This window comes from Deinococcus metallilatus, from assembly GCF_004758605.1.
In the GTDB taxonomy this organism is placed as follows: Bacteria; Deinococcota; Deinococci; order Deinococcales; family Deinococcaceae; genus Deinococcus; species Deinococcus metallilatus.
Genome location: NZ_CP038511.1, coordinates 287,036 through 311,500 on the forward strand (window position 1 = coordinate 287,036; position 24,465 = coordinate 311,500).

The following is a 24,465-nucleotide window of genomic DNA, read 5'->3' on the forward strand; positions in this document are numbered from 1 at the left end:
GGAGCGGGTCTCACAGCCAGCGCATGGTGAAGGCGCGGGCCAGCAGGGGTTGAACGGGGGGCGAGAGGAGGCCGCGCAGCACCGCGTCCCGCACCCGCCGTGCCGGGCCCCGGGCCGGGCGGCCGAAGGCCATGTTGAACTCGGCCTGCCGGGTGGCGAGCCGGGCCGAGCGCAGGCGGGCCCGCTCGTAGCGCAGGAGGGCGGCGCGGGCTCCGGGAGCGCCCCCCACGGCCCTCCCCAGCAGCGGCGCGAGCGCGGCGGCGTCCAGCCAGCCCAGGTTCATCCCCTGCCCGCCGATGGGGCTGATCTCGTGCGCCGCGTCGCCGATCAGATGCACCCGGCCCAACACCATCCGGTCGGCCAGGTGGTGGCGCACCCCGAAGGCGCTGAGCATGGTGCAGTCCCCGGCGGGCAGGTGCAGCCCCGTCCGCCCCCGCACCAGGGCGGCGAGGTCCTGCGCCCGCACGTCGTCCCGCAGCGTCTCCGTGTGGACGACCCAGCGCCGCTGTTCCCCGGGCAGGGGAAAGGACTCCACCACGCCGTCCTCCATCAGAGAGATCGCCGCCCGCGGCCCGAAGGCGGTCGTGTCCGGGAAGTCCCCCATCAGGTAGCTGTCCGGGTAGGGGGCGCCCGGGAAGCCGATGCCGGCAAGGCCCCGGACCGTGCTGCGGGTGCCGTCCGCCCCCACGACGAGGCGGGCCCGCAGGAGTTCCTCGCGCTCCCCCTCCCGGCAGGCGACCGAGACGTGCCCGCCCTCGTCCCGCAGCCCCACGACCACGACTCCCCGCCGCAGCGCACCCGGGGCGAGGTGGGCCAGCCGCTCCTCCAGCACCTGCTCGGTGTCCCGCTGGGGCAGCGAGAGGATAAAGGGGTAACGCGGCGAGGCGGCGCGGAAGCTCAGCTCGCCGATCACCCCGCCCCGTCCGAGCACGACCCCGCCCGTGATGGGCACCCCGGCGGCGAGCAGGGGGGTGGTCAGGCCCACCTCCTCGAAGGCCGCCAGGGCAGGCGGGTGGATGCCGACGGCACGCGAGTGGCCGCTCCTCGCCGGGCGACGCTCCAGCACCGCGACGCTCAGTTCCCGCCGGGCGAGCAGGCACCCCAGGAACAGGCCGACCGGTCCACCCCCCACGACCAGCACGTCAAGCATGCGGTCCCGCCCGGGTCAGCAGGAGGCGGAAGGGAACGAGGGGCTGGACCTGCCAGCCCGGTGGCGCCAGCGCCGCGAGTTCCCGCGCCGTGTGGCTGCGCCGGATCGAGAGCAGCCCGTCCTCCCGGATGAACGAACCCCGAAAGAGCCGCGCCCCCGCGCTGAAGGCCCGGTACGCGAGGGCGTGGCGGGCGAGGTCGCTGTGGACCACCCGCACCCGGCCCAGTGCCTCGCTGTCTCGCAGCAGGGCCCCGAGCTCCGCGTCCGTCAGGTGGTGCAGCAGGTGGTTGGAGATCACGAAGTCGAAGCCCTGCCCCTCGCGCACGAGGTCGCTGCTCAGCGCCCGCCGGAAGGTCACGTCCGGGTCGGCGGCGAGCCCCGTGGCGTAGGCGACGGCGCGTTCGTCGGCGTCGATGGCGGTCACCCGGAGCCGCCGACCGTCGCGCCGCGCCCAACGGGCCAGCCCCCGCGCCACGTCCCCGCCGCCACAGCCGATATCGAGCAGGGTCAGCGTCCGGCCCGGGGGCAGATGAGGCCGCAGCTCGCGCCGGTATACCCGCCGCCAGCCCGCCACGAGGACATTCACCGTGCCGAACTGGGCATAGGTACGCTCCAGACTGGGCAAGTCGCAGTTCGGGTCGTCCATCCGCTCGCGCAAGTGTGCGGCGCGCCGGGAGAGGTCAGGGTGCATCAGTCGAGCCCGCACAGCCGCGTCATCAGGGCCGACTCCACGGTCAGGCCGGGGCCGAAGGCCATCGCGCACACCCGCTCCCCGTCCCCCGCCTCCCGCCTCCCGCAGCAGGTCCTCCAGGATGAACAGCACCGTCGCGCTGCTCATGTTGCCGTAGCGGCGCAATACCTCGCGCGAGGGGCGCATCTGCTCGTCGCTCAGGGCGAGGGCGCCCTGCACCCGGTCGAGGATGCTTCTCCCGCCGGGGTGCACGGCCCAGCGCTCGACCCCCCGGTGCGCGGCGTCGCCCGGCCCCCGGGGCCCGCCCAGCAGCGGCGCGAGGGCCCCCCCGATGTGCGACTCGATGATGTCGGGGACATAGGTGCTGAGCACCATGTCGTAGCCCTGGTCGCCCACCGTCCAGGCCATGTCGGCCTCGCCCACGCCGGGGGGCGTCAGGGTGGTCTCGAAGCGGTCGAGGCGCAGGGCGGGCGTGCCCGCGGCGGGCGGCCGGGCGGCGACCAGGGCGGCGGCAGCCCCGTCCGCGAAGACCGAGTTGGCGATCAATGTGTCGGGGTCGTTCGCCGAGTGCATGTGGATGGTGCACAGCTCCGCGCAGACCACCAGGACCACCGCCCTCGGGTCGGCCTCGCAAAAGGCCCTCGCCATCTTCAGGGCGGGAAAGGCGGCGTAGCAGCCCATGAAGCCCACGTGGAAGCGGTGCGCGCCCGCGGGCAGCCCCAGCGCCCGCACGAGGGCGTAGTCGGGTCCCGGGGCGAAAAAGCCCGTGCACGACACCGTGACGACGTGAGTGACGTCGGTCGCGCCCAGGTGGGGGGCTGCCTCCAGCGCCGTTCGGGCCGCCCGCACGAACAGCTCGGTGGCGTGAGGCACGTAGAAGTCGTTGCGCGCGCCCGTGCCCGGCGTGAGCATCCGGCCCGTCCCGGGGTCGTAGAAGAGGCCCGGGGGGTCACCCGCCGGGCCCAGGAAGTCCCGCACGACGCTGTGCCTCCGGTCGATGCCCGAGGCGTTGAAGATGGAGGTCGTGAGCCGCCGCCCCAGGCGGCCCAGTTCGGGCTGCGCCCGGATCACGTCCCGGATGACCGACTGGGGGTAGGCGGTCTCCGGGACGGCGGACGCGATGGCGTGTAGATAGACAGGCATAGGTCAGGGGAGGGGGACAGGCGGACGCGGTTCCTTCCGCCGGCTTCAGGGGATGCGGGGGAAAAGGGGGGCCGCCGGGTGAAGGAGCGGGGGCGCGCCAGGGGGAACTTTCCCAGTCCGCTGGCCTCCTGCTCCGCGCGAAGGAAGGAGGGCCGGGCGGGCCCCCCCGGGTCTGCCCGTCCCCCTATTTCCCACGCAGGGGCACGGGCTTGCCGTTGTTGAGGTCGAAGCCCGAGTTGGGGTCACGCGGCGTGTTCTGGAGGAAGGCCCGCATCTGCCACTGGTATTTCTCGATCCCGTGCTCCACCTCTTGCAACAGGTTCGCCGTCGTCGGGTCCACCTTCTCCACATCATTGATGCGCTGGTGAATCCGCTGCCCCACCGTCTCGTACTGGTAGGTGAAGAACTGGATGACCTGGGCGTCGTCGAGGAAGCCACCCGGAATCTCGGGCAGGCGCGAGGCCGCGACGATGGTGATCGCCCGCCCGTCGCTGGACGCCCCCACCGAGAGCTGGCGCTCGGCCACGTCGTCGGCGTACTTGCTCAGCCCCTCGTAGTGCTCCTGAAGCAGCTCGTGCAGGGTGTACCAGAGGGTGCCCGAGACGTTCCAGTGCGCCTGTTTGGTCTGGAGTTGCAGCGCCTGGAGCTCGGTCAGAGTGTTTTGCAGGGCCTGCACGCTCTTTTTCAGGTCCTCGGTGCCGGCGGCGGGCAGGGTCGTGGCGCGGTTGTAGGGCAGGGGCGAGGCCGTGCCGGTGTTCTGGGCGGTGGGCTGGCCGGTGGTGGGGGCGGGCTCGTTCACGTTGGTGGAGGGCACGCCCGCGCCCGCGCTCTGGGCGCCCGCCCCGCCCGCGAGGGCCGAGGGAAGGAGGAGGGCGGCAAGGAGGATCAGGTGTTTCATGAGGGCTCCTGGGTGGGGTTGGGGCGACACAACCGCCGTGAAGGTAGGCAGGCGCCGTTAGACGGGTGCAAGAAAGGGCAGGTCCTCAACGCTTTCTTAAGCTCCCCTCACGTGTCGTTCTTACGCCCCTTTGATCTGGAACGCCTACCGTGGCGGCATGACCATGCCCGGCGGCCCCTGGATGTCCTGTGCTCCCCTCCGGGGGTGCTGAGCGTGCGGCTCCTGCTGGTGGAGGACGACCCGCGCATCGCGCTCCCGACCGCGCGGGCGCTGGCGGACGCGGGCCATGAGGTCAAGGTGGAGCCGGACGGCGTGCGCGGGCTGACCCAGGCGCGCTCGGGGGGCTACGACGCCCTGCTGCTCGACGTGATGCTCCCGGGCCTCGACGGATTCGAGCTGGCCCGCACCCTGCGCGCGGAGGGTGCCGAGGTGCCCATCGTGTTCCTCACCGCCCGGGGGGCCCTGCACGACCGGGTGGATGGCCTGGACCTCGGGGGGGACGCCTACCTCGTCAAGCCCTTCGAGCTGCCCGAACTGCTCGCCACCCTGCGCGCGGTCGTGCGGCGCGGCGAGGGGGTCCGCAGCGCGCGGGTGGCCTTTGGCGGCGGGACCGGGCTGCTGGACGCCCGACACCGCCAGGTGTGGTGGCAGGGGCAGGTCGTGGGGTTCACGGCGCGCGAGTACGCTCTGCTGGAGGTGCTGGTGCTGTCACAGGGGCGCTGGTTCACCCGCGAGGAGCTGGTCACGCGGGTCTGGGGTCCGGACTTCGGGGGCGAGGCGCGGGTGGTGGACGTGTACGTGAGCTACCTGCGGCGCAAGCTGGCGGCCGACGTGCTCGTGAGTTCGCGCGGGCTGGGGTACCGAGTGCCATGAGCATCCGCATCCGGATCGCCCTGGGCGTCGCCCTCCAGACCGCCGTGGTGGTCTTGGTGGTCGCGGCGGTGCAGTTCCTCGCCCTGCGCTCCTTTCTCGCCGTGGCGGAGTACGAGCGCCTGGAAATGCTGATCCCGCGCCTGGAGCAGGAGCTGGCGGCGCGGCCCCAGTCCGGGGCGGCCCCGCCGCTCGAGATCACGACGCTCCCGCGCAACGTGGACGTGCGGGTCCTGCAGGGCGGGCAGGTGGTGGCGGTCACGGAAAACTTCCCGCCCATTCCGGCCGACCTGCCGCCCGGCTACGCGCCCCGCGCGGGGCACGACGTGCTCATCGCCACGGTGACCCTGCGCGGAGGGGCGGCCACGGCCCAACTGGCCAGCGACGTACTGGGGGTCGTCAACCCGCTGCGCGCCTACCTGCGGGCGCTGGCGGTCACCGTGCCGACCGCGGCGGCGCTGGTGGCCCTGCTGAGCTTCCTCCTGGCGGGACGGCTGCTGCGCCCGGTGGCCCGCTTGCAGGAGGCGGCCGCGCGGCTGGGGCAGCAGGGGGACCTGCGCTCTCCCCTGCCCGGGGCGGGGCGCAACGACGAACTCGGGCGGCTGGCCGGGACCCTGCAAACGTCCTTCGCGCAACTCGCGGACGTGCGCGAGCGGGAGGAGGAGTTCACCCGGGCCGCCGCCCACGACCTGCGCTCCCCGCTCGCGGCGCTCAAGATGCGGCTGCAAGGCTCGCTCGCCGGGCCGCGCAGCGAGGCGGAGCTGCGCGAGGACATGGCCGAGGCGCTCGCCGACGTGGAGCGGATGCGCCGGCTCACCGAACACCTGTTGCTGCTCGCCCGGGGCGTGCAGGCGGTGCAACTCCTGCCGGTGGACCTCGCCCGGGTGGCCGGCGAGGCGGTGGACCGGGCGCGCGAGGCGGCGCCCGACGTGCGGCTGGACTTCGAGACCCGGGGCGACGCCACGGTGATCGGCGATGAGGCGCTGCTCACCCACCTCGTCGAGAACCTGATCGGGAACGGCCTGCGGTACGGGCAGGGCGCCGACATGCGGGTGAGCGTGGGCGGTGAGGCGGACCACGTGCGCCTGACGGTGCAGGACGCGGGCCCGGGCGTGCCCGCGGCGGCCCTCCCGCACCTGGCCGAGCCCTTCTATCAGGTGAACACGGCCCGCGGTGGGGAGGGCAACGGGCTCGGGCTCGCCATCGTGCAGCGCGTGGCGCAGACGCACGGGGCCACCCTGCGCTTCGAGAACGGCGAGCCCGGGGGCCTGCGCGTCGCGGTGGACTTTCCCCGGACCGGGACCGACCAACCGGAGTGGCCTGCTCGGGATTTCTTACTTCCGCATAACAGGAATCATTCTCAATAAGGAGCATGTCACAGGCTTCTCCCCACGACCAGACGTTCGTTCTCCAAAAAATTCAACCTGCCCTGCTCGGCCTGATGGACGGTTCGGTCAGCACCCTGGCTCCGATCTTCGCCGCCGCTGGCCTGACGGGGCGACCCATCGACGCCTTCTTCGTGGGCCTGGCCGCCTCGGTGGGGGCGGGCATCAGCATGGGGCTGGCCGAGGCGCTCAGCGATGACGGCGTCGTCTCGGGGCGCGGCACCCCCCTCGCGCGCGGCGCGATCACCGGGGTCGCCACCATCCTCGGCGGGATGCTGCACACCCTGCCCTTCCTGCTGCCCGACCTGCGCGTCGCCCTCAGCCTCGCCTACGCCGTCGTGCTGGTCGAACTGCTGGTCATCGCCTATATCCGCTGGCACTACATGCGCTCGCCGCTCGCCCAGACCGTCGTGCAGGTGATCGTGGGCGGTGGGGTCGTGTTCGGCGTCGGGGTGTGGCTGGGCACCCTCGGCGCCCGCCCCTGAGGGACAGGCATGCCGTGCCCCTCCCCCCGAACCGCGCTCCCGTCTCCTGTTCTGCGGGAGCCGTCCCACCCGGAAGCATGCCCCCGGGCTGGCCTTGGTCCCGGTTTCATGAAGCCCGCGTCCTTACCCCCGCCCAACATTCCCGGCGCCCACTGAACCGGGGCCGAACGCGCCTCACCGTCTCGGCAGGAGACCTCCCATGACCCACGTGCTCACCCTGCGCAAAGCCCTCGTCGTCCTCGGCCTCCTCGGGCTGCTCGGTCTCGCGGCGGAACTCGCGGCCGTCGGCCACTGGTACGGCCCCTCGCAGCTCATCCCGTTCGCGGCCATCGCCGCTGGCGTGGTGGCAGCGGCGCTCTTCCTGGGGACCGACCGGGTCTGGTCGCGCCTGCTGCTGCGCGCCGCCGCCGCGCTGCTCGTCGTCACTGGGGTCTACGGCGCAGTCGAGCACACCGGCAAGAACCCCGAGCTGCTGCGCGAGGGACGCGCCGGGGCGCTCGGAACCTCCCCCGAGGCGCGCCCGGGCGAACCCGGGGTGCTGGGGCTGCCCGCCCCGCGCGCCAACTGGCTCAACGGCCCGGCCCCCATGAGCGCGCCCCTGGCGATGAGCGGGCTCGGCCTGCTGCTGCTGCTCGCGCTGTACCGCCGCGAGGCCGACCCGTCCGCCCCCGCCCCCGCCCTCTCCCAGCCGCAGGCCCGCTGACCCGGCTGACCCCCCAGGAGGAACACCATGTCGCACGCCGCCCGTCACTGGCTCGGTCTGATGCTGCTCGCCGCCGTCGCCTGGATTCACTACCGGGACATCCCCGGCAAGCTCGGCGAGACGCCGTACCTGGGCTGGCTGTACATCCTGCTCGTCGCCGGGTGCGCGGCGTCGGGGGCGTGGCTGTTCACCGAGCGGGCCCGGGCCGGGTACGCCCTGGGCGCGCTGATCTCGCTGGGCGCCATCGTGGGGTACGTCCTCACGCGCAGCACCGGCCTGCCCGGGGCCACCAGCGACATCGGCAACTGGGCCGAGCCCAGCGGCGTCTTCGCGCTGATCGTGGAGGCCGCGTTCGTGGGGCTCGCCCTCTCCCGGCTGCGCCGACCGGACCCCCTGGCCGCCGTCACCGCTGCGGGCCGTGCGCGCGGCGTTGACCCCCGCCCCTGACGCCGGCACACCTCCCCGGAAAAACCCGGCGCGGGAACACACGATCAGGCCCCATTCCTTCGCCCTTTCGCCGTCCTCCAGGAAAGGCAGGTCCTCTCATGGCCCAGAATCGCAAGCTCTCCACCCCGCTCTCCCTCGACGACACCGCCAGCAAGCTCGATGAGCAGACCAAGGCCCAGGACCTCAGCGCGAACACGGCCAGCCCCGGTGCCCGCCTCACCGACAACATGGGGCACGCCGTCAGCGACGACCAGAACTCGCTGCGAGCCGGGGTGCGCGGCCCCACCCTGATGGAGGACTTCCTCTTCCGCGAGAAGCTCCACCACTTCGACCACGAGCGCATCCCCGAGCGGGTGGTCCACGCGCGCGGCGCCGGGGCCCACGGCTACTTCCAGCTCGACAAGTCCCTCTCGGCCTACACCACCGCGAAGGTCCTCACCGAGGTCGGGGTGCAGACCCCGGTGTTCGCGCGCTTCTCGACGGTGGCGGGTTCGCGTGGCTCGGCGGACACGGCGCGCGACGTGCGCGGCTTCGCAGTCAGGTTCTACACGCAGGAGGGCAACTGGGACCTCGTCGGTAACAACATCCCCGTGTTCTTCATCCAGGACGCGATCAAGTTTCCCGACCTGATCCACTCGGTCAAGCCCGAGCCGCACAACGAGATTCCGCAGGCGGCCAGCGCGCACGACACCTTTTACGACTTCATCTCGCTGACGCCCGAGTCGATGCACATGCTGATGTGGGTCCACAGCGACCGCGCCATCCCGCGCTCCTTTGCCATGATGGAGGGCTTCGGCGTCCACACCTTCCGCCTGGTGAACGCGCAGGGGCACGCGCACCTCGTCAAGTTCCACTGGAAGCCCCTGCTCGGCGTGCATTCGCTGGTGTGGGACGAGGCGCAGAAGATCGCGGGCAAGGACCCCGACTTCCACCGCCGCACGATGTGGGAGTCCATCGAGGCCGGGCAACCCTTCGAGTGGGAGCTGGGCGTGCAGGTCTTCACCGAGGCGCAGGCCGAGGGGTGGGACTTCGACGTGCTCGACGCCACCAAGATCGTGCCCGAGGACCTCGTGCCGGTGCAGCGGGTGGGGCGGATGGTGTTGAACCGCAACCCCGACAATTACTTCGCGGAGACCGAGCAGGTCGCCTTCATGACGACCAACATCGTGCCGGGCATCGACTTCAGCGACGACCCGCTGCTCCAGGGCCGCAACTTCAGTTACCTCGACACCCAGCTCTCCCGCCTGGGTTCGCCCAACTGGCCCGAGCTGCCTATCAACCGCCCGGTGAACCGCGTGGCGAACAACCAGCGCGACGGCCACATGCGCCAGACCGTCAACCGGGGGAGGGTGTCGTACGAGCCCAATACCCTGGGGGGCAACAAGCCCGCCGAGGTCCCGCAGGCGCGCGGCGGGTACGTGAGCTACCCCGAGCGGGTGTCCGGCCCCAAGGTGCGGGCCCGCGCCGAGAGCTTCGGGGACCACTACGGGCAGGCGCGGCTCTTCTGGAACTCGATGACGCCGGTTGAAAAGGAGCACATCACGCGCTCGCTCCAGTTCGAGCTGAGCAAGGTGGAGACGCGCGACATCCGCCTGCGGATGCTCGGCCACCTGGAGAGAATCAACGAGGTGCTCGCCGCGCAGGTGGCCCGGGCGCTGGGCGAGAGGCCCCGTGTGGGCGGCACGGCCAGGCCCGGCGGCACCGCCGACTCCGCCGCCGAGACGGCCGTCCTGGCGGCGGCGACCACGCCGACGAGCGCCTCCGGCCGCCTTCACCGAGCGAAGGGGTTGAGCCAGGAGGAGGGCCAGCCCCGCCTGGCCAGGGGGCGCAAGGTGGCGATCCTGGCCGCCGAGGGCGTGAACGCCGCGCAGGTGGCGGCGGTGAGCAAGGCCCTGACGGACGCGGGCGCGATGGCCGACATCGTCGGGCCGCACCTGGGGGCGCTCGCGGAGGGCGTGGTGGCGAACAAGACCCTCGCCAACACCGACCCGGTGCTGTACGACGCCGTGCTGGTGCCGGGCGGAGCGGCCAGCATTCAAACCTTGATCGGCCTGGGAGACGCCCACAATTTCGTGGCGCAGGCGTACAAGCACGCCAAGCCCATCGGGGCGCTAGGCGAGGGGACCGAGCTGCTCACGGCGTCCGAGATCGGGCGGCTGCTTCGCGCCATCGCGGGTCCGGCGGCGGGGGCGGTCCAGGCCCCAGCGGGCCGACCGGACGCTGTGCAGAACCTGTCCGAGGTGGGCGGGATGCGCCTCGCCAGCGGGGCGGGCGCGCAGAAGCTCGCCGAGTACGGCATCGTCGTCGGCCAGAACGGCGGCACCCCGGCGGCCCTGACGGCCTTCGTCACCGCGCTGGGACACCACCGCTACTGGGGCCGCCCGAACGTCGGGCAGGTTCCGGCATAAGTCCGGGGGGCCGCGCGGGAAAGCTTTCCTGCGTGCGGCCCGCGTCATTCCTCCCCCTGCGCCCTCCCCGGAGTTCTCCCCATGAACGAGCAGACCGGCACCACCGAACCCACCACCAGCAATGAGCGCACCAGGCGCGGCTTTCTGCGCGGCCTGGCGGGCACCCTCGCCCTCACCGGGTTCGGCCAGGCGTTCGGCCAGGACCGGGCCAGCACCGGAACCCTCGACCACGCCGCCGTCCTCGACCTCGCGGCGACCGCCGAGGCGCTGGCCGTCACCCTCTACCACCAGGCCCTGACCACGGCCACCTTCCGCATGGACGGGGACACCGCCGAACATCTGCGGGCCGTGCTGGACGCCGAGGCGCACCACCTGGAGGTGCTGCGGTCCCTGGGCGCCGCGCCGCTCGCGTCCCGCTTCTACCTGCCCCGGGAGCTGCTGCCGGATGCTGGCGCCTTCGCGGACACCGCCCTGCACCTGGAGGCGGTCTTCATCGGCGCGTACCTGGCGGCCACCCACCAGTTCGCGCAGCAGGGCCAGCCCGAACTGGCGGCGACAGCCGCGCAACTCGGGGCGAGCGAGGCCCAGCACCTCACGCTGCTGTCACAGCTCGCGGGCCTGGGACCGGGCGACCTCACCCTGCCCGCCGCGAGCTTTCGCCGGGTCGCGGACGCGGGTCCCGCCCTGGCCCCCTTCCTGCGGGGTGGACCGGGGGCCCTCGGGCCGGTCGCGCTGCCGCAGGCCGAGCAACTGCGCCTGGTCCTGGGGCAGCGCGCCGCCACACCCGGGCGGCCATTCGCGCGGACGTACACCCCCTCCCCACGCGGGCGGGGATGACGGGGCCGCCAACCCTCGCCGCCCCTTGTCCACACGGCGAACACCCCCGGGGAGGGTTCAGGGGGTCGAATGCGGGTGGCCCACCCCACAGGGCCCGGAGGTCCCGTTGAGCCTGTTCAGCGCAGGAAGGCCGCGAGCGCCAGCAGCGCCGCGAGCAGGACGGGTGGGGTCAGCACGATCCCGGCCCTGAAATACTCCCCCCAACTCACCCTCACCCCGCGCCGCCCCAGCAGGAACAGCCACAGCAACGTGGCGAGGCTCCCGGTGGGCGTGAGCTTGGGCCCGATGTCCGCGCCCACGATCAGCGCGTAGGCGAGGCCCTCCCGCACCTGCGGCGTCAGGGCGGCCCCCTGCACCCCGAGCAGCGCGAACAGCACCGCCGGGAGGTTGTTCATCAGGGCGCTCAGCGCCGCCACGCTACTCCCCGCAGCCAGCACGCCCGCCAGGGTGCCGTGCCCCGCCGCGCCCGCCACCAGCTCCCCGTACCCGGCGGTGAACCCGGCGCCGCGCAGCCCGTACACCACCAGATACATCCCCAGCGCGAACACCACCACGTCCCAGGGAGCGTGCCCCAGCACCGCGCGGCTCGACAGCTGCCGCGAGCGCGCCGCGACGAGCCACAGTGCGGCGGCCCCCAGGGTGGTCACCACGCCGAGCGGCACCCCCAGCGGGTCCGCCAGGAAGTACCCGGCGAGCAGGAGGGGCAGCACGGTCCACCCGGCGAGGAACAGACCGCGCGACCGCACCACGCTTCCTGGCGGGGGCAGGGTCGCCGGGTCGTAGCTCGTGGGCAGAGCGCGGCGGTACACCGCGAGCAGGACGGCGAGGCAGGCGAGCAGCGCCGCCGCGTCCACCGGGACCATCACCCGCGCGTACTGCGCGAAGTCCAGGTGGAAGGCGTCAGCCACGACGATGTTCACCAGGTTCGAGACCGGCAGGGGCAGGCTGGTGGCGTCCACCACGAACCCCACGGCGAAGGCGAAGGCCAGCGTGGCCGCGCGGGACAGCGCGAGGACCCCGGCGAGTTCGAGGGCGACGGGAGTGAGGATCAGGACGGCGCCGTCGTTGGCGAACAGGGCCGCGACCAGGGCGGTGAACACGATCAGCAGCACGAAGAGGACCACGCCGCGCCCGCGTCCCCAGCGCGCGAGGTGCAGCGCCGCCCAGCGGAAGAAGCCCGCCTCGTCGAGCAGCAGGCTCATCACGATCAACCCGACCAGGGTGAGCGTCGCGTTCCAGGTCGCGTGCCAGACCGCCGGGATGTCGGCGGGCCGGACCGCGCCCAGCAGCAGGCCGAGGGCGGCCCCGCCCAGCGCGGTCCAGGCGGGTTTCAGGCCGCGGGGCTGCCACACCACCAGGGCGACCGTCACGAGGAACACCAGCAGGGCGCTCACCGCCGCCCCCGGGCGTGCAGCCGCTCGACCCTCAACCGGTCCCGCGCGTCGAAGAGCGAGCGGTACGCGAGCAGCACCACGGCCAGGCTCCCCAGTGCCGAACTCGCCGCGAGGATGAACATGATCACGATCTGGTACCGCACGGCCGTGCCCGGCGGGGCGCCCGCCAGGATCTGCCCGGTCATCATGCCGGGCAGGCTCACGATGCCCATGACGGCCATGCTGCTGAGCACCGGGATCATGCCGGTCCGCACGGCGGCGGCGACCTCCGCGTGGGCGGCCTCCCAGCGGGTCGCGCCCAGCGCCAGCAGCTCCTCGATCTGCGGGCGGCGGGCGCGCAGGTCCCCGGTGAAGCGGTCCAGCGACAGGGCCACCCCGGTCAGGGTGTTGCCCAGCACCATCCCCAGGATGGGGATCGCGTACTGCGGCTCGAACCACGGGTGGACCCGCAGGAGGCCGGAAAGGGCCAGCCCCGTGAGCAGGAACGAGCTGCCGAACACTGCGAGGAAGGCGTCCAGGTACACCCGGGCGTACCGCTCGCGGCTGCGGGCCACCGCCGCCTGCCCGGCCAGGACGGTCATCACCAGCCCGATCCCCACGACGGGCAGCGGGGAGCGCAGGGCGAAGACCCACCCCAGGATCAGCCCCACCGCGAGGAGCTGCGCGACCATCCGCGCGCCCGCCACCAGGATGTCCCGCTCCAGCCCCAGGCGCAGCCGCACCGACAGCACGACGTTCACCAGCAGCAGCGCGGCCGCCAGGGCGAGTTGCCCGGCGCTGATCGGCACGCTCATGCCGTCACCGGCTGGGGCTGGAGGGGAACTTCGCGCGAGGCGACCCGGGCCCGTTGCGCGGGGTCGTGGCTGACCCAGACCAGCGCGCGCCGCGCGGCCCCGCGCAGCCAGCCCAGCAGCACGCGCTCCGCGCGGCGCGTGGTGTCCGGGTCGAGGGACGCGGTCGCCTCGTCGAGCAGCAGCACGGTGGGGCTGAGCAGCAGCGCGCGGGTGAGGGCCACGAGCTGCCCCTCGCCCCCCGAGAGGGTGGCCGCGTCCAGCCGCAGGAAGGCCCCGTCCCGCCCGAAGGCCCCGAGCAGCGCCTCCGCCTCACCGGGATGGAACATGCGGTGGCGGTGTGCCGCCAGGGTGAAGGGCCGCCGCAGGTGGTCGAGGACGGTGCCGCCGTCCAGGGCGGGCCGCTGGGGCAGGTAGGTGACGTGTGAGCGGTACCGGGGCATCGGCCACCCGGCCTGCGCCCGGCCCTCCAGCGTGATCTCGCCGCCCTCCAACGCGTCCAGCCCGGCGAGGGCGCGCAGCAGCAGGCTCTTTCCCGAGCCCGACGGCCCGACGACGGCCACGCTCTCCCCGGCGTCCACGTCCAGGCTCAGGTCCTGCCAGAGCGCGCGGCCATCCACGCTGCGCCGCAGGCCCGACGCCGACAGCAGGGCCATCAGCCGTCCCACGCCGACCGGAACGCCGGGCCGGGGGAGCGACCGGCCCGGGGACAGCCCGGGACGCCTCCAGTCACAGGCCAGCCGCGATGATCAACCGCCGCACCCCGCCCCGGGCTCTGTTCACCTTCACATCGGTACGCCTCCACTCTCCCACAGCTCACCTCGACCTCTGCCAGGATGGGGGCCGGAACCTCATGGTCAAGCCCTCGCCCCGCATTCCCCGGTACGTCAACACGTTCCCCGCAGGCCTGGCGACCGCCGCCCAGCTTCAGGCCGAGGGCCTCAAGCCCGGCACCACCGCCCCCGTCGCCCTCCTGGAATACCACGAGGGGGACCGCAGCGGGGTGTGCGGCCTCTTCGAGCGCTCGGCCGCCGTGCCCAGGATGGACTCGCCTCAACCCTTGTGAGTGGATGGGACCCCCGGGTTCGCGCCCCGACTCCTTGATGGCCGCGGGCTCCTCCGAGTCAGTCCCCCGAACCGCCGCCGGGAATGGCCTGATCGCGCTCCTGCACGCGCTGCCGGAACACGTAGTAGTTCCAGGCCTGGTAGCCGATGATCAGGGGGAGAAAGATCAGGCTCACCCAGGAGAGCAGGCGCAGGGTGTAGGGCTCACTCGCGCTGTTCCGCACGGTCAGGGTGTACGTCTCGCCCAGGGTGCTCGGCAGCACGTTCGGGTACAGGCTCAGGAAGATGGTCGCCGTCGAGAACACGACCGTCAGCCCGGTGGCCGCGAAGGCGAGCCCGTCGCGCCTGAGGGTCAGGGCCAGCCACACCAGGCCGAGGTTGAGGGCGGCCGCCGCCGGGAAGAGCCACTGGGACAACCCCAGCGAATTGAACACCCCGGAGCGCACGAAGCCCACGTACACGAAAGCGAGGACCAGCACGGTCGCGGCCGCCCCCCACAGCAGGGCCGCGCGCCGGGCCCGCAGGTACAGCGTGCTGCCCCGGTGCAGCCGCAGCAGCAGGTACGTCGCGCCGTGCAGCACGAACAGGCTCAGGGTGGCCAGCCCGCCCAGAACCGTGAAGAGGTCGAAGGCGCCCAGCACGTGGCCCTCGAAGCGGCCGCCGACCCCCAGCGGCAGCCCGCGCACCATGTTGGACATGATCACGCCCCATAAGAAGGCGGGCAGCAGGTTGGTGACAAAGGACGTGGCGTCCCAGAAGAGTCGCCAGCGGACGTGATCGACCTCCGAGCGGTACTCGAAGGCCACACCCCGCCCGATCAGGGCCAGCAGGATCAGGGCGAACAGCGGGTACAGGGCCGTCAGCAGCGCCCCGTACCACAGCGGGAACGCCGCGAAGATCACGCTGGCGGCCAGGATCACCCACACCTCGTTCGCCGCCCAGAAGGGGCCGACCGTGCCGATCAATGCGCGGCGTTGCACCTCGCTCCGCGCGAGGAAGGGTTGCAGGATGCCGACCCCGAAGTCGAAGCCGTCCAGGAAGAAATAGATCGTGAAGGTCAGGGCGGTCAGGGCGAACCAGACGGTGGGCAGGTCGACGGTCACGGCGCGGCTCCTTCGGGCAGGTAGTGCGGGGCGGGCACCGAGGGCGTCTCCACCTCGGGCCCGTGCATGCCGGCGCGGGCCGTCCGGGTGAGCAGGAAGACGTCCAGGCCGATCAGGGTCAGGTACACGACCCAGAAGGCCGCGAGCGAGACGAGCACCGTCTGCGGGGTGAGCCCGCTCACCGCGTCCGCCGTCCGCAGCAGGCCCTGCACGATCCAGGGCTGGCGGCCCATCTCGGTGGCGACCCAGCCGCTGAAGTTCGCCAGGTGCGGCGCGAGCGGCATCACCAGCAGCAGCGGGTAGAGTCGGCCCGGGTCGTCGAGCCTACCCCGCCGCCAGCGCCAGGTGTAGTAGGCGCTGACGAGCAGCATCAGGCCGCCCAGCCCCACCATCACGCGGAAGGCCCAGTACACCGGCCACACCCAGGGGAGGTAGTTGCCCGGACCGTACCTCGCCGCGTACTCCCGTTGCAGGTCGTTGAGCCCCTTCGCCTTGCCGGAGAAATTGTTGAAGGCCAGGAACGAGCCCACGTACGGGACCGTGACCTCGAAGCGGTTGGCGCGCGCGCCGTTGCTGGGGAGCGCCACGAGGCTCTCGGGCATCTGGGAGCCGGTCGGCGTGTCCCACAGGGCGCTGAAGGCCGCGTACTTCATGGGCTGGTCGCGCACCGCGCTCTGGCCCTGGACGTGCCCGGCGGCGACCACGCCCAGCGAGCCGATCAGCGCCGTGAGCAGCGCGACTTTGAAACTCACCCGGAAGGCGGGCACGTTGTGCTTCCGGCGCAGGTGGTAGGCGCTGACGGCCAGCACGAAGAACGCGGCGACGGTGAGGCCGCCCGACCAGAGGTGGGCGAACCACTCCAGCGCCTTGGGGTTGGTCACGATGGCCCAGGCGTCGGTCATGACCGCCCGGCCGTTCCTCAGGGCGTACCCGACCGGGTGCTGCATCCAGGCGTTGGCGAGGATGATCCAGAAGGCGCTGACGGTGGTGCCCAGCGCGACGATCCAGATGCTGGCGAGGGACGCCCAGGCGGGCAGCCGGTCCTTGCCGAACCACCACAGGCCCAGGAAGGTGCTCTCCAGGAAAAAGGCCATCAGCACCTCCAGCGCGAGCGGCACGCCGAAGATGTTGCCCACGAAGTTGGAAAAGCCCTGCCAGTTCATTCCGAACTGGAACTCCTGCACGATGCCCGTCACCACGCCCACCGCGAAGTTGATGAAGAACAGGTGTCCGAAAAAGCGGGTGAGGTTTTCCAGTTTGGGGTCGTGGCTGCGGTAGGCCAGCGTCTGGAGGACGGCGATGATTAGCGCGAAGCCCACCGTGAAGGGCACGAAGAAGTAGTGGAAGATGCTGGTCGTCGCGAACTGAAAGCGCGAGAGGTCCAGCGTGGAAAAGCCGAAAAGCTCGTTCATACGGCGGTCCTTTCGGGAACGGACGCCGCGCCGTGCAGGTGTCCGCCGCGTAGCGTGAGGTGACGCCCGGTCAGGGCGAGGGGCGCGGCCCGGTGGGTGACGATCAACAGGGCCCGTCCGGCGCGCTCGCGCCCGATGACCCGCAGCACGCGCGCCTCGGTGGCGGCGTCGAGGTGGGCGGTGGGCTCATCGAGCAGCAGCAGGTCGCCCGGCCCCAGCAGCGCGCGGGCGAGGCTCACCCGGGCCCGCTCGCCGCCCGAGAGCCGGGTGCCCCCCTCGCCCACCCAGGTGTCCAAATCCAGGTGAGTGAGCCCGAGGTCGTCCAGCAGGCCGCGCAGCCGGTGGTCCGTGGCGTGGTGGTCGCCCAGCCGCAGGTTCTCGCGCAGGGTGCCGTCGAGCAGCGGCGCGTCCTGCTCGTGCAGGCTGATCCGGGCGCGCAACGCGGCGAGGTCGAGGTCGCGCAGGTCCGCCCCGTTCAGGGTGACCCGCCCCGCGTCCGGGTCGAGGTCCCGGGTCAGGAGCCGGATCAGGGTGGTCTTGCCGCCGCCGCTGGGCCCCGAGACGCCCAGGCTTTCCCCGGCACGCAGGCGCAGCAACACGTCATCCAGCACGGTCCGCCCGTGGCGCCGGACGGTGACGCCCCGGACCTCGAACGAGAGCGGTCCGGGCGGGACGGCCCTCGGCATGGGCGGACCGACTACGCCCGGCGTGAGCGCCTCCAGCGCGGCCGTGCGCTCCCTGGCGGCCACGTCGGCGGCGTGGGCCAGCGGCACGGCGGCCAGGGGGCCCGCGGCGTCGAAGGCGGCGGCGACCCCCAGCACCACCGCCGCCAGCAGCGCGCCGTTCAGGTAGCCCGCCTGCACGAGCGCCGCGCCCCGCCACAGGACGCCGCTCACCGCGACCGCGAAGCCCATCTCGCGGGCCAGGGTGACCCGCCACGCCAGGCGCCCGGCGTCCAGCGCGACGCGTTCGAGCCGGGCCGTGAGGCGCGCGAGTTCGGGGCCGTGGTGGCTCCCGCCGCCATCCCCGCTGGCCGAGAGGGCGTCGAGCAGCCGGGCCGCGTGCTCGCGCGTCAGGCAGGCGTCCTCCCGGGTAAGCAGCGCGGCGCGGTCCCGCCCATGCAGCACCACCAGGGCCGCCCCCAGCAGGGGGAGCAGCGCGAGCAGCGCCAGACCCAGGTCCAGCCACGCAAGCCAGCCGCCCAGGGCGACCAGCACGCCCAGAAAGGCCCCCAGCGGCAGGCTGACCCGCAGGGTGAAGAACTGCCGGGCGTCGACATCGGCACCCGAGCGGGCGAGCAGGTCGCCGCCGCGCTCGTAGGCCAGCAGATCACGCCCGAAGCGGGCCAGCGTGTCGAACAGCCGCAGCCGCACCCGCTCCCCGCCCGCCAGGGCCGCCGCGTGCCCGGCGAGGCGCTCGGCGTAGCGCAGGGCGGCGCGGCCCAGCCCCAGGGCGCGCACGGTGGTCACGAGCAGGAGCAGGCTCAGGAACACCTCGGGGCGCAGGGCGGCCCGGGAGATCAGCAGGCCCGAACTGGCCGCCAGCCCGACCCCGGCCAGGGCGGTCAGGACCCCGAGCGCCAGCGCGCCCCTCACGCGGCCACCGCCGGGGACGCGGGCGCGCCCAGGGAAATCTCCCGCCAGCCGGGCGGGACTGCGCGGTGGGTGGCGAGCAGCACCGTCCGCCCGGCAAAGGCGCGTTCGATCACCGCGTGCAGTTCCGCCTCGCTCTCCGGATCGAGGTGCGCGCTCACCTCGTCGAGCAGGATCACGTCGGCGCCGGAGAGCAGGGCGCGGGCCAGGGCGAGGCGCGCGGTCTCGCCGCCCGAGAGCAGCGCGCCGCCCTCGCCGAGCGGCGTGTCGAACCCGGAGGGCAGCGCGCGCAGCACGTCGCCCAGGCCCACCGCCTCGCAGGCGCGCTCCAGGTCGGCGTCACCGGCGTCGGGGGCGGCGAGGCGCAGGTTGTCCCGCGCGCTGCCCGCGATCAGGCGCGGGTGCTGGGGAACGAACGCCACCCGGGCCTGCCAGGTGGCGCCGAGGTCGTCGAGCGGCGTGCCGTCCACCCGGATGCTCCCCAGGTGCGGGACGTGCTTGCGCAGGGCGTGCAGCAGCGTGGTCTTGCCGCTGCCGCTGGGACCGCGCAGCGCGGCGAGGGTGCCCGGCGGGAGTTCCACGCTCACCGGCGCGGTCGGCGTGGGCAGGTCCGCCCGCGCGAGGCTCAGGCTCAGGTGGGGGACGCCAGCCGGGACCGTCCCTTCCCCGGAGGGCGCCACCGGCCGGGTGAGCAGGTCCTGCAACCGGGCGGCGACGGGCTCGGCATCCAGCGCCGCGTGCCGGTCCGTGCCGAGTTGCCGCAGCGGGCCGAAGAACTCCGGGACGAGCATCAGGGCCGTGAGGGTGGGGGCGAGCTCGGCACTTCCGCCGAACAGCCGCACGCCGATCCACACGGCCACCAGGGCGGTGGCGAGGGTCGCGGCGAAGTCCATCACGAAACCGCTCAGGAACGCGACTCGCAGCACGCCCAGGGTGGCCTCACGGTGCTGGCGGGCCGAGCGGGCCAGGACGTCGCGGTAGGGCGCGACCGCGCCGAAGGCGTGCAGGGTGGGCAGGTGACGGACCAGGGTCAGCAGCCGCGCGGAGAGGCGGGTGTGAGCGAGCCACTGCCGCTCGGTGGCAGCGCCCGTGGCGAGCCCCACCAGCGCCAGGAACACCACCGTAAGCGGCCCGGTGACGAGCAGCACGCCCGCCGTGGCGGGATCGAGCCACACGGTGACGCCCAGGACCACCGCGAAGGCGAGGGCCGCGTGCACGGCGCCCGGCAGGTACCGCGCGTAGTAGGGCGTCAACCGCGCGACGAGGTCCAGGTCGAGCGTGGCGAGGTCCGCGCCCCGCGTGTCCGCGAGCGCGACCGGGCCGAGCCTCAGGGCGGCCTCGCTCAGCCGCGTGCGCCAGGTCCCGACCAGGCGGGCCGCGAGCCGGGTCCCCAGGTGTTCTCGGACCGCGCCTGCCCCGGCGCGCGCCAGCAGCAGCGCCGCGACGGTCAGGAGGGTGCCCACCCCGGGCGAGTGCCCCTGCAACAGCCCGGCGGCGATCACGCGGGCCGTCAGCACGAACGCGGCGGCGGTGGCGAGCAGGCCCAGGACGCTCAGCACCCCGGACACGGCCAGCGCGCCGTGCAGATCGGCGGGTTCAAGCAGGAGGTTCGGGAGGCGGCGCCGCCTCGCGGCCAGCCAGGCCCCGGCCCTGCGCCGCACCTGTGAGCCGGGCCGGGGCCCGGGCCCCCCGGCGGCGAGGGGCCCAGGAGGGTGAGCGGAGCAGGTCGAAGAACGCGGGGGGAGCGGGACGGCCATGAACCGAGCATGAGTCCCGATGGTAAAGGCGCCGTATAGCACCCGGACATGACGGCGGCGCCTGTCCAACACGGCGACCGGCCTGAGCCCCCCAACCTCGCCGTTGGGGGAACGCCGGAGGGCGACCACGCGGTCGAGCCCGGTCCCCAGGGTTCCCGTGGCCGCGATCTTCAGCGGGCCAGCCGGAGGAGCCTCACCAGTTCGGCGGGCTCGACCCCGCGCGCGCGGCACACCTCGACGTAGGTTTCCAGAATCACGTCCCCGGTGGACTCGAACGCGCTCTTGGCGCTGGCATAGAGGGTCATGACCTCCACGCAGTTCTTCTCCTCCTCGACCATCCGCTGAAGGCCCCGGATCTGGCCCTCCAGGCGGCGCAGGCGGTTGAGGATCTTCGTCTTCTCGGCTTCACGGTCGCTGACGGGCACGGGTGCGGTCATGGCCCCATTATACCCCCGGGGGTATTTGACAGAATAGGGGGAGGGGGTATACGCTCCGGGCATGTACCTCCAACGCTTCTACGACACGGATCTCGCCCAGGCCTCCTACCTGATCGGCTGCCAGCAGACCGGCGAATGCCTGGTGGTCGACCCCGTCCGGGACATCACGCCGTACCTGGAAGAGGCGCAGAGCCAGAAACTGCGGGTCACCCACGTCACCGAAACGCACATCCACGCCGACTATCTCTCCGGCAGCCGAGAACTGGCGAAGGCCACGGGCGCCCGGCTCCTGCTTTCCGACGAGGGCGGCGAGGGCTGGCGGTACACCTACGACGACGGCCACCAGACGAAACTGCGTGACGGCGACACCTTCACGGTCGGCAACATTCGCATCCAGGCCCTGCATACCCCCGGGCATACTCCCGAGCACCTGAGCTTCCTGGTGACCGACATGCCACGGGGTGATACCCCCAGCATGATCCTGACCGGTGACTTCGTGTTCGTCGGGGACCTGGGCCGCCCCGACCTGCTGGACGAGGCGGCGGGCGGTCAGGACACCCGTTTCGTCGGCGCGAGGCAACTGTTTGCCAGCCTGCGCGACAAGTTCCTGACCCTGCCCGACTTCGTGCAGGTGTGGCCTGGTCACGGTTCGGGCAGCGCGTGCGGCAAGGCGCTGGGGGCTGTGCCCACCACCACCGTCGGCTACGAGCGAGCCCTGAGCTGGTGGGGCAAGCTGGTCGAACGGGGTGACGAGGAAGCCTTCACACGGGAACTGCTCTCCGGGCAGCCCGACGCGCCCCTGTACTACGGGCGCATGAAGACCGAGAACCGTGACGGCCCCGCCCTGCTGGGCGAGGTGAAGCCCCTGGCAGAACTGAAGGTGGACGAGGTGCGCCGCCGTCTGGCCGCCGGTGCCCGCCTGATCGACACCCGCAAGAAGGAGGAGCACCAGGCCGCCGCGCCCGCGCACAGCGTGAACCTCCCTGACGGGAACACCTTTGAGACCTGGGCGGGCTGGCTGCTGAGGCCGGAACGCGAGTTCATCCTGCTGGCCCCCGCCGGGCGAGCCGAGACGCTGCGCCGCAAGCTGTGGATGGTGGGGATCGACCACCTGGTCGGGTACGTCACCGCCGCCGAGGGCCTGGACACGGCGCCTGCCCGGCCCATCCCCGTCGCGAACCTGCCGCAGCACGCAGACGCGCTGATCCTGGATGTGCGGCAGAAGACCGAACACGAGGAAGGAGCCATCCCCGGCAGCCTGCAACTGCACGCCGGTCACCTGCCCTGGCGCCTGAATGACCTGCCACATGACCGCGAGATCGTCGTGCATTGCCAGGGTGGCGCCCGCAGCGCCGCCGCCGCCAGCCTGCTGCGAACCGAAGGCTTCGACGTGGCCGAGCTTGCCGGGGGCTACGACGCCTGGGCAAAGGCGCAGCAGGAAACCCGACCCGCGTAACCCCTGCCCAGCGGAGGCGGCATTCCACCGCCTCCGCTCCTGCTGAAAGGACCCACCCATGACCTACCAGGACATCTTCACCAGCGAGCTGGAAGCCAAGAAGCGTGAGGGCGCGCGGCTCATCGACGTGCGGGAACGCGAGGAGTACCTCGCCGGGCACATTCCCGGCGCCGTGAACCTGCCCCTCAGCGAACTCGACGGCCGTGAGGACGAGATCGGGCCGCACACGGTCCTGATCTGCGCCAGCGGCAACCGCTCCTCGCAGGCGGCGGCCCACCTCGCCTCCCAGGGCAGGACCGGCCTGATGAACCTCTCCGGCGGCACGGCCGCGTGGATGCGCGGGGGCCATGACCTGAACCGGGGCGAGCAGCCATGATCCTCGCCTGGATCGGCGCCGCGCTGATCGGGCTTTCGCTCGGCCTGCTGGGTTCCGGCGGCTCGATCCTGACTGTTCCCGTGCTGGTCTATCTCGTGGGCGAACCGGAGAAGCTCGCCATTGCGGAAAGTCTCGCCATCGTCGGCGCGATCAGCCTGTTCGGCGCGATTCCCTACGCCCTGAAACGGCAGATCGACTGGCGGTCGGTCCTGTGGTTCGGGATCCCCGGCGTGGCGGGCACGTACCTGGGCGCGGCCCTGAGCGTCTACCTCTCGGGCGTGGCGCAACTGATGCTCTTCGCCGTCGTGATGCTGCTCGCGGCGATCATGATGTTCCGCCCCGGCGGAGCGCAGCCGGAGGCGGCCACGAACCACAAGCGTTCCCCGCTGAAGATCGGCGCGGAAGGCCTGGTGGTCGGTGTCCTGACCGGCCTGGTGGGGGTGGGGGGCGGATTCCTGATCATTCCCGCCCTGGTGCTGCTGGGTGGCCTGCCCATGAGCCTCGCCGTGGGGACCAGTCTGCTGATCATCGCCGCCAAGAGCTTTGTGGGCTTTTACAAGTACGTGCACGTCCTGGGGGAACAGAACCTGTCCATGAACTGGTCCCTGATCCTGATCTTCGCGGTGATCGGCATTCTCGGCAGCTTCCTGGGCGCCCGGGTGGGTCGGAAGGTGTCCAACGAGGGCCTGCGGAGGGGTTTCGCCGCCTTCCTGGTCGTGATGGGCGTGTACGTCCTCGCCACCAACGTGCCCAAAGTCCTCCATCCGTCTCCCACAGCCGAGGCGCAACTGCGGCACTGAAGCTTTCCCTGACCTGGCCGCGAACGTGCCCCACCTGTTCGCGGCTTGACCTTCCGCCGCTCCTGTTCCATTCCTCCCCGAGGTGCTTGTTCCCATGACTGAACTGCTCGACTTCCTGCGCTCGCCCTGGCCCTGGTACGTGGGTGGCCCCCTGATCGGCCTGACCGTGCCGCTGCTGCTGTGGCTGGGCAACAAACCTTTTGGCATCTCCTCCAACCTGCGCCACGCCTGCGCGATCCTGCTGCCTGACCGCGCCAAACCCGGCTTCTTCAAATACAACTGGCGGGCCGAGAAGTGGAACCTGATGTTCGCCGCCGGCCTGGTGCTGGGCGGCTTCGTGGCCGGTGTGCTGCTCGCCAATCCTGAGCCTGCCCGGCTGAGTGCCGCCGGGGTGCGGTCCATCCAGGAGCTGGGCGTGCAGGTCCGTCCCGGCCTCGTTCCCGCCGAACTGGCCGACCCGGGCAACCCGGGCGTGTGGCTGCTGCTGGCCGTCTCTGGCCTGCTGGTGGGCTTCGGCACCCGCTACGGGGGCGGTTGCACCTCCGGGCACGCCATCACCGGTCTCGCCACCCTGCAAGGCCCCTCGCTCATCGCCACCGTGTCCTTCTTCGCGGGCGGCATCCTCAGCGCGAACCTCCTCCTGCCCCTCTTCCTGACGGTGATCCGGTGACCAGCAACCCCAGCCCCCACATTCCCGGCGTGCACGCCGAGCCCTCTTCCTCCGCCCGCACGGCCACCGGCCTGCTGGCCTACCTGCTCGTGGGCCTGTCCTTCGGCATCGTCCTCGTCAAGTCCGAGGCGGCGAGCTGGTACCGCATCCAGGAGATGTTTCGCTTCGAGTCGTTCCACATGTTCGGCCTGATCGGCTCGGCGGTCCTCACCGGACTGGTGACGACCGCCATGCTGCGGCGCAGCGGTGTGAAAAGCCGGGACGGGCAGACCATCCGCGTCACGGACAAGGAAAAGGGCTGGCGCCGCTACGTGTTCGGCGGCCTGACCTTCGGGGTGGGGTGGGGACTGGCGGGCGTGTGCCCGGGTCCGATCTTCACGCTGCTGGGCGCCGGAGTCTGGCCTATGCTGGTCGTGCTCCTGTTCGCCCTGCTGGGCACCTGGGCGTACGGCGCCCTGCAGACCAGGCTGCCCCACTGAGGGGAGAACCGAGACCCCAAGAGGAGGCGGTCGCCTCACGACGGCGTGGCCGGGCAACGTCTCGCATGGGAGCTCCCGGGGCCCGGCGCCTCGTCCCGGGCAGGGACGACCCGGCC

The 24,465-nt window shown here is 72.4% G+C and carries 24 protein-coding genes and 1 pseudogene; 13 read left to right on the plus strand and 12 right to left on the minus strand.

The features are described from left to right. Positions 1-10: 10 nt before the first annotated feature. The 4 genes and pseudogenes from E5F05_RS05220 to E5F05_RS05235 all read right to left on the minus strand — a co-directional run bounded on the left by E5F05_RS05220 (position 11) and on the right by E5F05_RS05235 (position 3,882). Positions 11-1,150: an FAD-dependent oxidoreductase gene (locus E5F05_RS05220; RefSeq protein ID WP_103128037.1), complete on the minus strand. Its 1,140-nt coding sequence runs from the start codon at positions 1,148-1,150 to the stop codon at positions 11-13. Beyond that, entirely contained in the window at positions 1,143-1,841 is a 699-nt protein-coding gene (locus E5F05_RS05225; RefSeq protein WP_103128038.1) for a class I SAM-dependent methyltransferase, read from the minus strand. Before E5F05_RS05225 ends, E5F05_RS05220 begins: the two co-directional genes overlap by 8 nt. Further along, positions 1,841-2,984: pseudogene (locus E5F05_RS05230) on the minus strand (type III polyketide synthase). The gene E5F05_RS05225 and the pseudogene E5F05_RS05230 overlap by 1 nt, the downstream one beginning before the upstream one ends. A gap of 184 nt (positions 2,985-3,168) precedes the next feature. Beyond that, the gene (locus E5F05_RS05235; protein ID WP_103128039.1) at positions 3,169-3,882 is read right to left on the minus strand and encodes a Dps family protein; all 714 of its coding nucleotides are present in this window, start codon (positions 3,880-3,882) and stop codon (positions 3,169-3,171) included. Between the two features lie 213 nt (positions 3,883-4,095). On the opposite strand from E5F05_RS05235, the gene E5F05_RS05240 reads away from it, so the two are divergent. The 7 genes from E5F05_RS05240 (at position 4,096) to E5F05_RS05270 (ending at position 11,017) form a co-directional block, all read left to right on the plus strand. Next, a complete protein-coding gene (locus E5F05_RS05240) occupies positions 4,096-4,755 on the plus strand; it encodes a response regulator transcription factor (RefSeq protein WP_103128295.1) in 660 nt (219 codons plus the stop codon). Continuing rightward, the gene (locus E5F05_RS05245; protein ID WP_103128040.1) at positions 4,752-6,119 is read left to right on the plus strand and encodes a sensor histidine kinase; all 1,368 of its coding nucleotides are present in this window, start codon (positions 4,752-4,754) and stop codon (positions 6,117-6,119) included. The genes E5F05_RS05240 and E5F05_RS05245 overlap by 4 nt, the downstream gene beginning before the upstream one ends. Positions 6,120-6,124: 5 nt before the next feature. Beyond that, a complete protein-coding gene (locus E5F05_RS05250; RefSeq protein WP_102125984.1) occupies positions 6,125-6,622 on the plus strand; it encodes a VIT1/CCC1 transporter family protein in 498 nt (165 codons plus the stop codon). A 199-nt stretch (positions 6,623-6,821) separates the two neighbouring features. Continuing rightward, entirely contained in the window at positions 6,822-7,325 is a 504-nt protein-coding gene (locus E5F05_RS05255) for a hypothetical protein (protein WP_103128041.1), read from the plus strand. Positions 7,326-7,352: 27 nt separating this feature from the next. Further along, complete coding sequence (locus tag E5F05_RS05260; RefSeq protein ID WP_103128042.1) at positions 7,353-7,772, plus strand: hypothetical protein; 420 nt, start codon at positions 7,353-7,355, stop codon at positions 7,770-7,772. A 98-nt stretch (positions 7,773-7,870) separates the two neighbouring features. Continuing rightward, positions 7,871-10,180 carry a catalase gene (locus E5F05_RS05265; protein ID WP_103128043.1) on the plus strand — a complete coding sequence of 770 codons (2,310 nt, stop codon included), beginning with the start codon at positions 7,871-7,873 and terminating at the stop codon, positions 10,178-10,180. Positions 10,181-10,261: 81 nt separating this feature from the next. Then, complete coding sequence (locus E5F05_RS05270; RefSeq protein ID WP_103128044.1) at positions 10,262-11,017, plus strand: ferritin-like domain-containing protein; 756 nt, start codon at positions 10,262-10,264, stop codon at positions 11,015-11,017. Positions 11,018-11,133: 116 nt separating this feature from the next. Here the strand turns inward: E5F05_RS05270 and arsB are convergent, their stop codons facing one another. From arsB to E5F05_RS05285, 3 genes are read right to left on the minus strand one after another with little or no spacing between them, the layout of a single operon-like run. Further along, positions 11,134-12,411, minus strand: coding sequence for an arsenical efflux pump membrane protein ArsB (gene arsB, locus E5F05_RS05275; RefSeq protein WP_103128045.1), 1,278 nt, complete (start codon positions 12,409-12,411; stop codon positions 11,134-11,136). Continuing rightward, complete coding sequence (locus tag E5F05_RS05280; protein ID WP_103128046.1) at positions 12,408-13,205, minus strand: ABC transporter permease; 798 nt, start codon at positions 13,203-13,205, stop codon at positions 12,408-12,410. Before E5F05_RS05280 ends, arsB begins: the two co-directional genes overlap by 4 nt. Further along, entirely contained in the window at positions 13,202-13,858 is a 657-nt protein-coding gene (locus E5F05_RS05285; protein WP_103128047.1) for an ABC transporter ATP-binding protein, read from the minus strand. Before E5F05_RS05285 ends, E5F05_RS05280 begins: the two co-directional genes overlap by 4 nt. Positions 13,859-14,055: 197 nt before the next feature. Here E5F05_RS05285 and E5F05_RS05290 point away from each other — a divergent pair, with 197 nt between their 5' ends. Further along, positions 14,056-14,268, plus strand: a complete 213-nt coding sequence (locus E5F05_RS05290) for a hypothetical protein (RefSeq protein WP_103128048.1) — start codon at positions 14,056-14,058, stop codon at positions 14,266-14,268. A gap of 58 nt (positions 14,269-14,326) precedes the next feature. On the opposite strand, the gene cydB is transcribed toward E5F05_RS05290, so the two are convergent. The 5 genes from cydB to E5F05_RS05315 all read right to left on the minus strand — a co-directional run bounded on the left by cydB (position 14,327) and on the right by E5F05_RS05315 (position 20,568). After that, the gene (gene cydB, locus E5F05_RS05295; protein WP_103128049.1) at positions 14,327-15,370 is read right to left on the minus strand and encodes a cytochrome d ubiquinol oxidase subunit II; all 1,044 of its coding nucleotides are present in this window, start codon (positions 15,368-15,370) and stop codon (positions 14,327-14,329) included. Then, positions 15,367-16,782 (minus strand): cytochrome ubiquinol oxidase subunit I, encoded by a 1,416-nt coding sequence (locus E5F05_RS05300; RefSeq protein ID WP_102125975.1) that lies wholly within the window; start codon positions 16,780-16,782, stop codon positions 15,367-15,369. The genes cydB and E5F05_RS05300 overlap by 4 nt, the downstream gene beginning before the upstream one ends. Continuing rightward, positions 16,779-18,377, minus strand: coding sequence for an amino acid ABC transporter ATP-binding/permease protein (locus E5F05_RS05305; protein ID WP_102125974.1), 1,599 nt, complete (start codon positions 18,375-18,377; stop codon positions 16,779-16,781). Before E5F05_RS05305 ends, E5F05_RS05300 begins: the two co-directional genes overlap by 4 nt. Then, positions 18,374-20,035: a thiol reductant ABC exporter subunit CydD gene (gene cydD / locus E5F05_RS05310; RefSeq protein WP_235610230.1), complete on the minus strand. Its 1,662-nt coding sequence runs from the start codon at positions 20,033-20,035 to the stop codon at positions 18,374-18,376. Before cydD ends, E5F05_RS05305 begins: the two co-directional genes overlap by 4 nt. Before the next feature lie 266 nt (positions 20,036-20,301). Continuing rightward, positions 20,302-20,568 carry a metal-sensitive transcriptional regulator gene (locus E5F05_RS05315; RefSeq protein ID WP_102125972.1) on the minus strand — a complete coding sequence of 89 codons (267 nt, stop codon included), beginning with the start codon at positions 20,566-20,568 and terminating at the stop codon, positions 20,302-20,304. 61 nt (positions 20,569-20,629) lie between these two features. Here E5F05_RS05315 and E5F05_RS05320 point away from each other — a divergent pair, with 61 nt between their 5' ends. The 5 genes from E5F05_RS05320 (at position 20,630) to E5F05_RS05340 (ending at position 24,349) form a co-directional block, all read left to right on the plus strand. Continuing rightward, positions 20,630-22,024, plus strand: coding sequence for an MBL fold metallo-hydrolase (locus E5F05_RS05320; RefSeq protein ID WP_129117603.1), 1,395 nt, complete (start codon positions 20,630-20,632; stop codon positions 22,022-22,024). A gap of 58 nt (positions 22,025-22,082) precedes the next feature. Then, entirely contained in the window at positions 22,083-22,400 is a 318-nt protein-coding gene (locus tag E5F05_RS05325; RefSeq protein WP_102125970.1) for a rhodanese-like domain-containing protein, read from the plus strand. Then, positions 22,397-23,200: a sulfite exporter TauE/SafE family protein gene (locus E5F05_RS05330; RefSeq protein WP_129117604.1), complete on the plus strand. Its 804-nt coding sequence runs from the start codon at positions 22,397-22,399 to the stop codon at positions 23,198-23,200. Before E5F05_RS05325 ends, E5F05_RS05330 begins: the two co-directional genes overlap by 4 nt. A gap of 94 nt (positions 23,201-23,294) precedes the next feature. After that, the gene (locus tag E5F05_RS05335) at positions 23,295-23,870 is read left to right on the plus strand and encodes a YeeE/YedE family protein (protein WP_102125968.1); all 576 of its coding nucleotides are present in this window, start codon (positions 23,295-23,297) and stop codon (positions 23,868-23,870) included. A gap of 29 nt (positions 23,871-23,899) precedes the next feature. Further along, positions 23,900-24,349: a DUF6691 family protein gene (locus E5F05_RS05340; protein WP_241687053.1), complete on the plus strand. Its 450-nt coding sequence runs from the start codon at positions 23,900-23,902 to the stop codon at positions 24,347-24,349. Positions 24,350-24,465 lie beyond the last annotated feature (116 nt).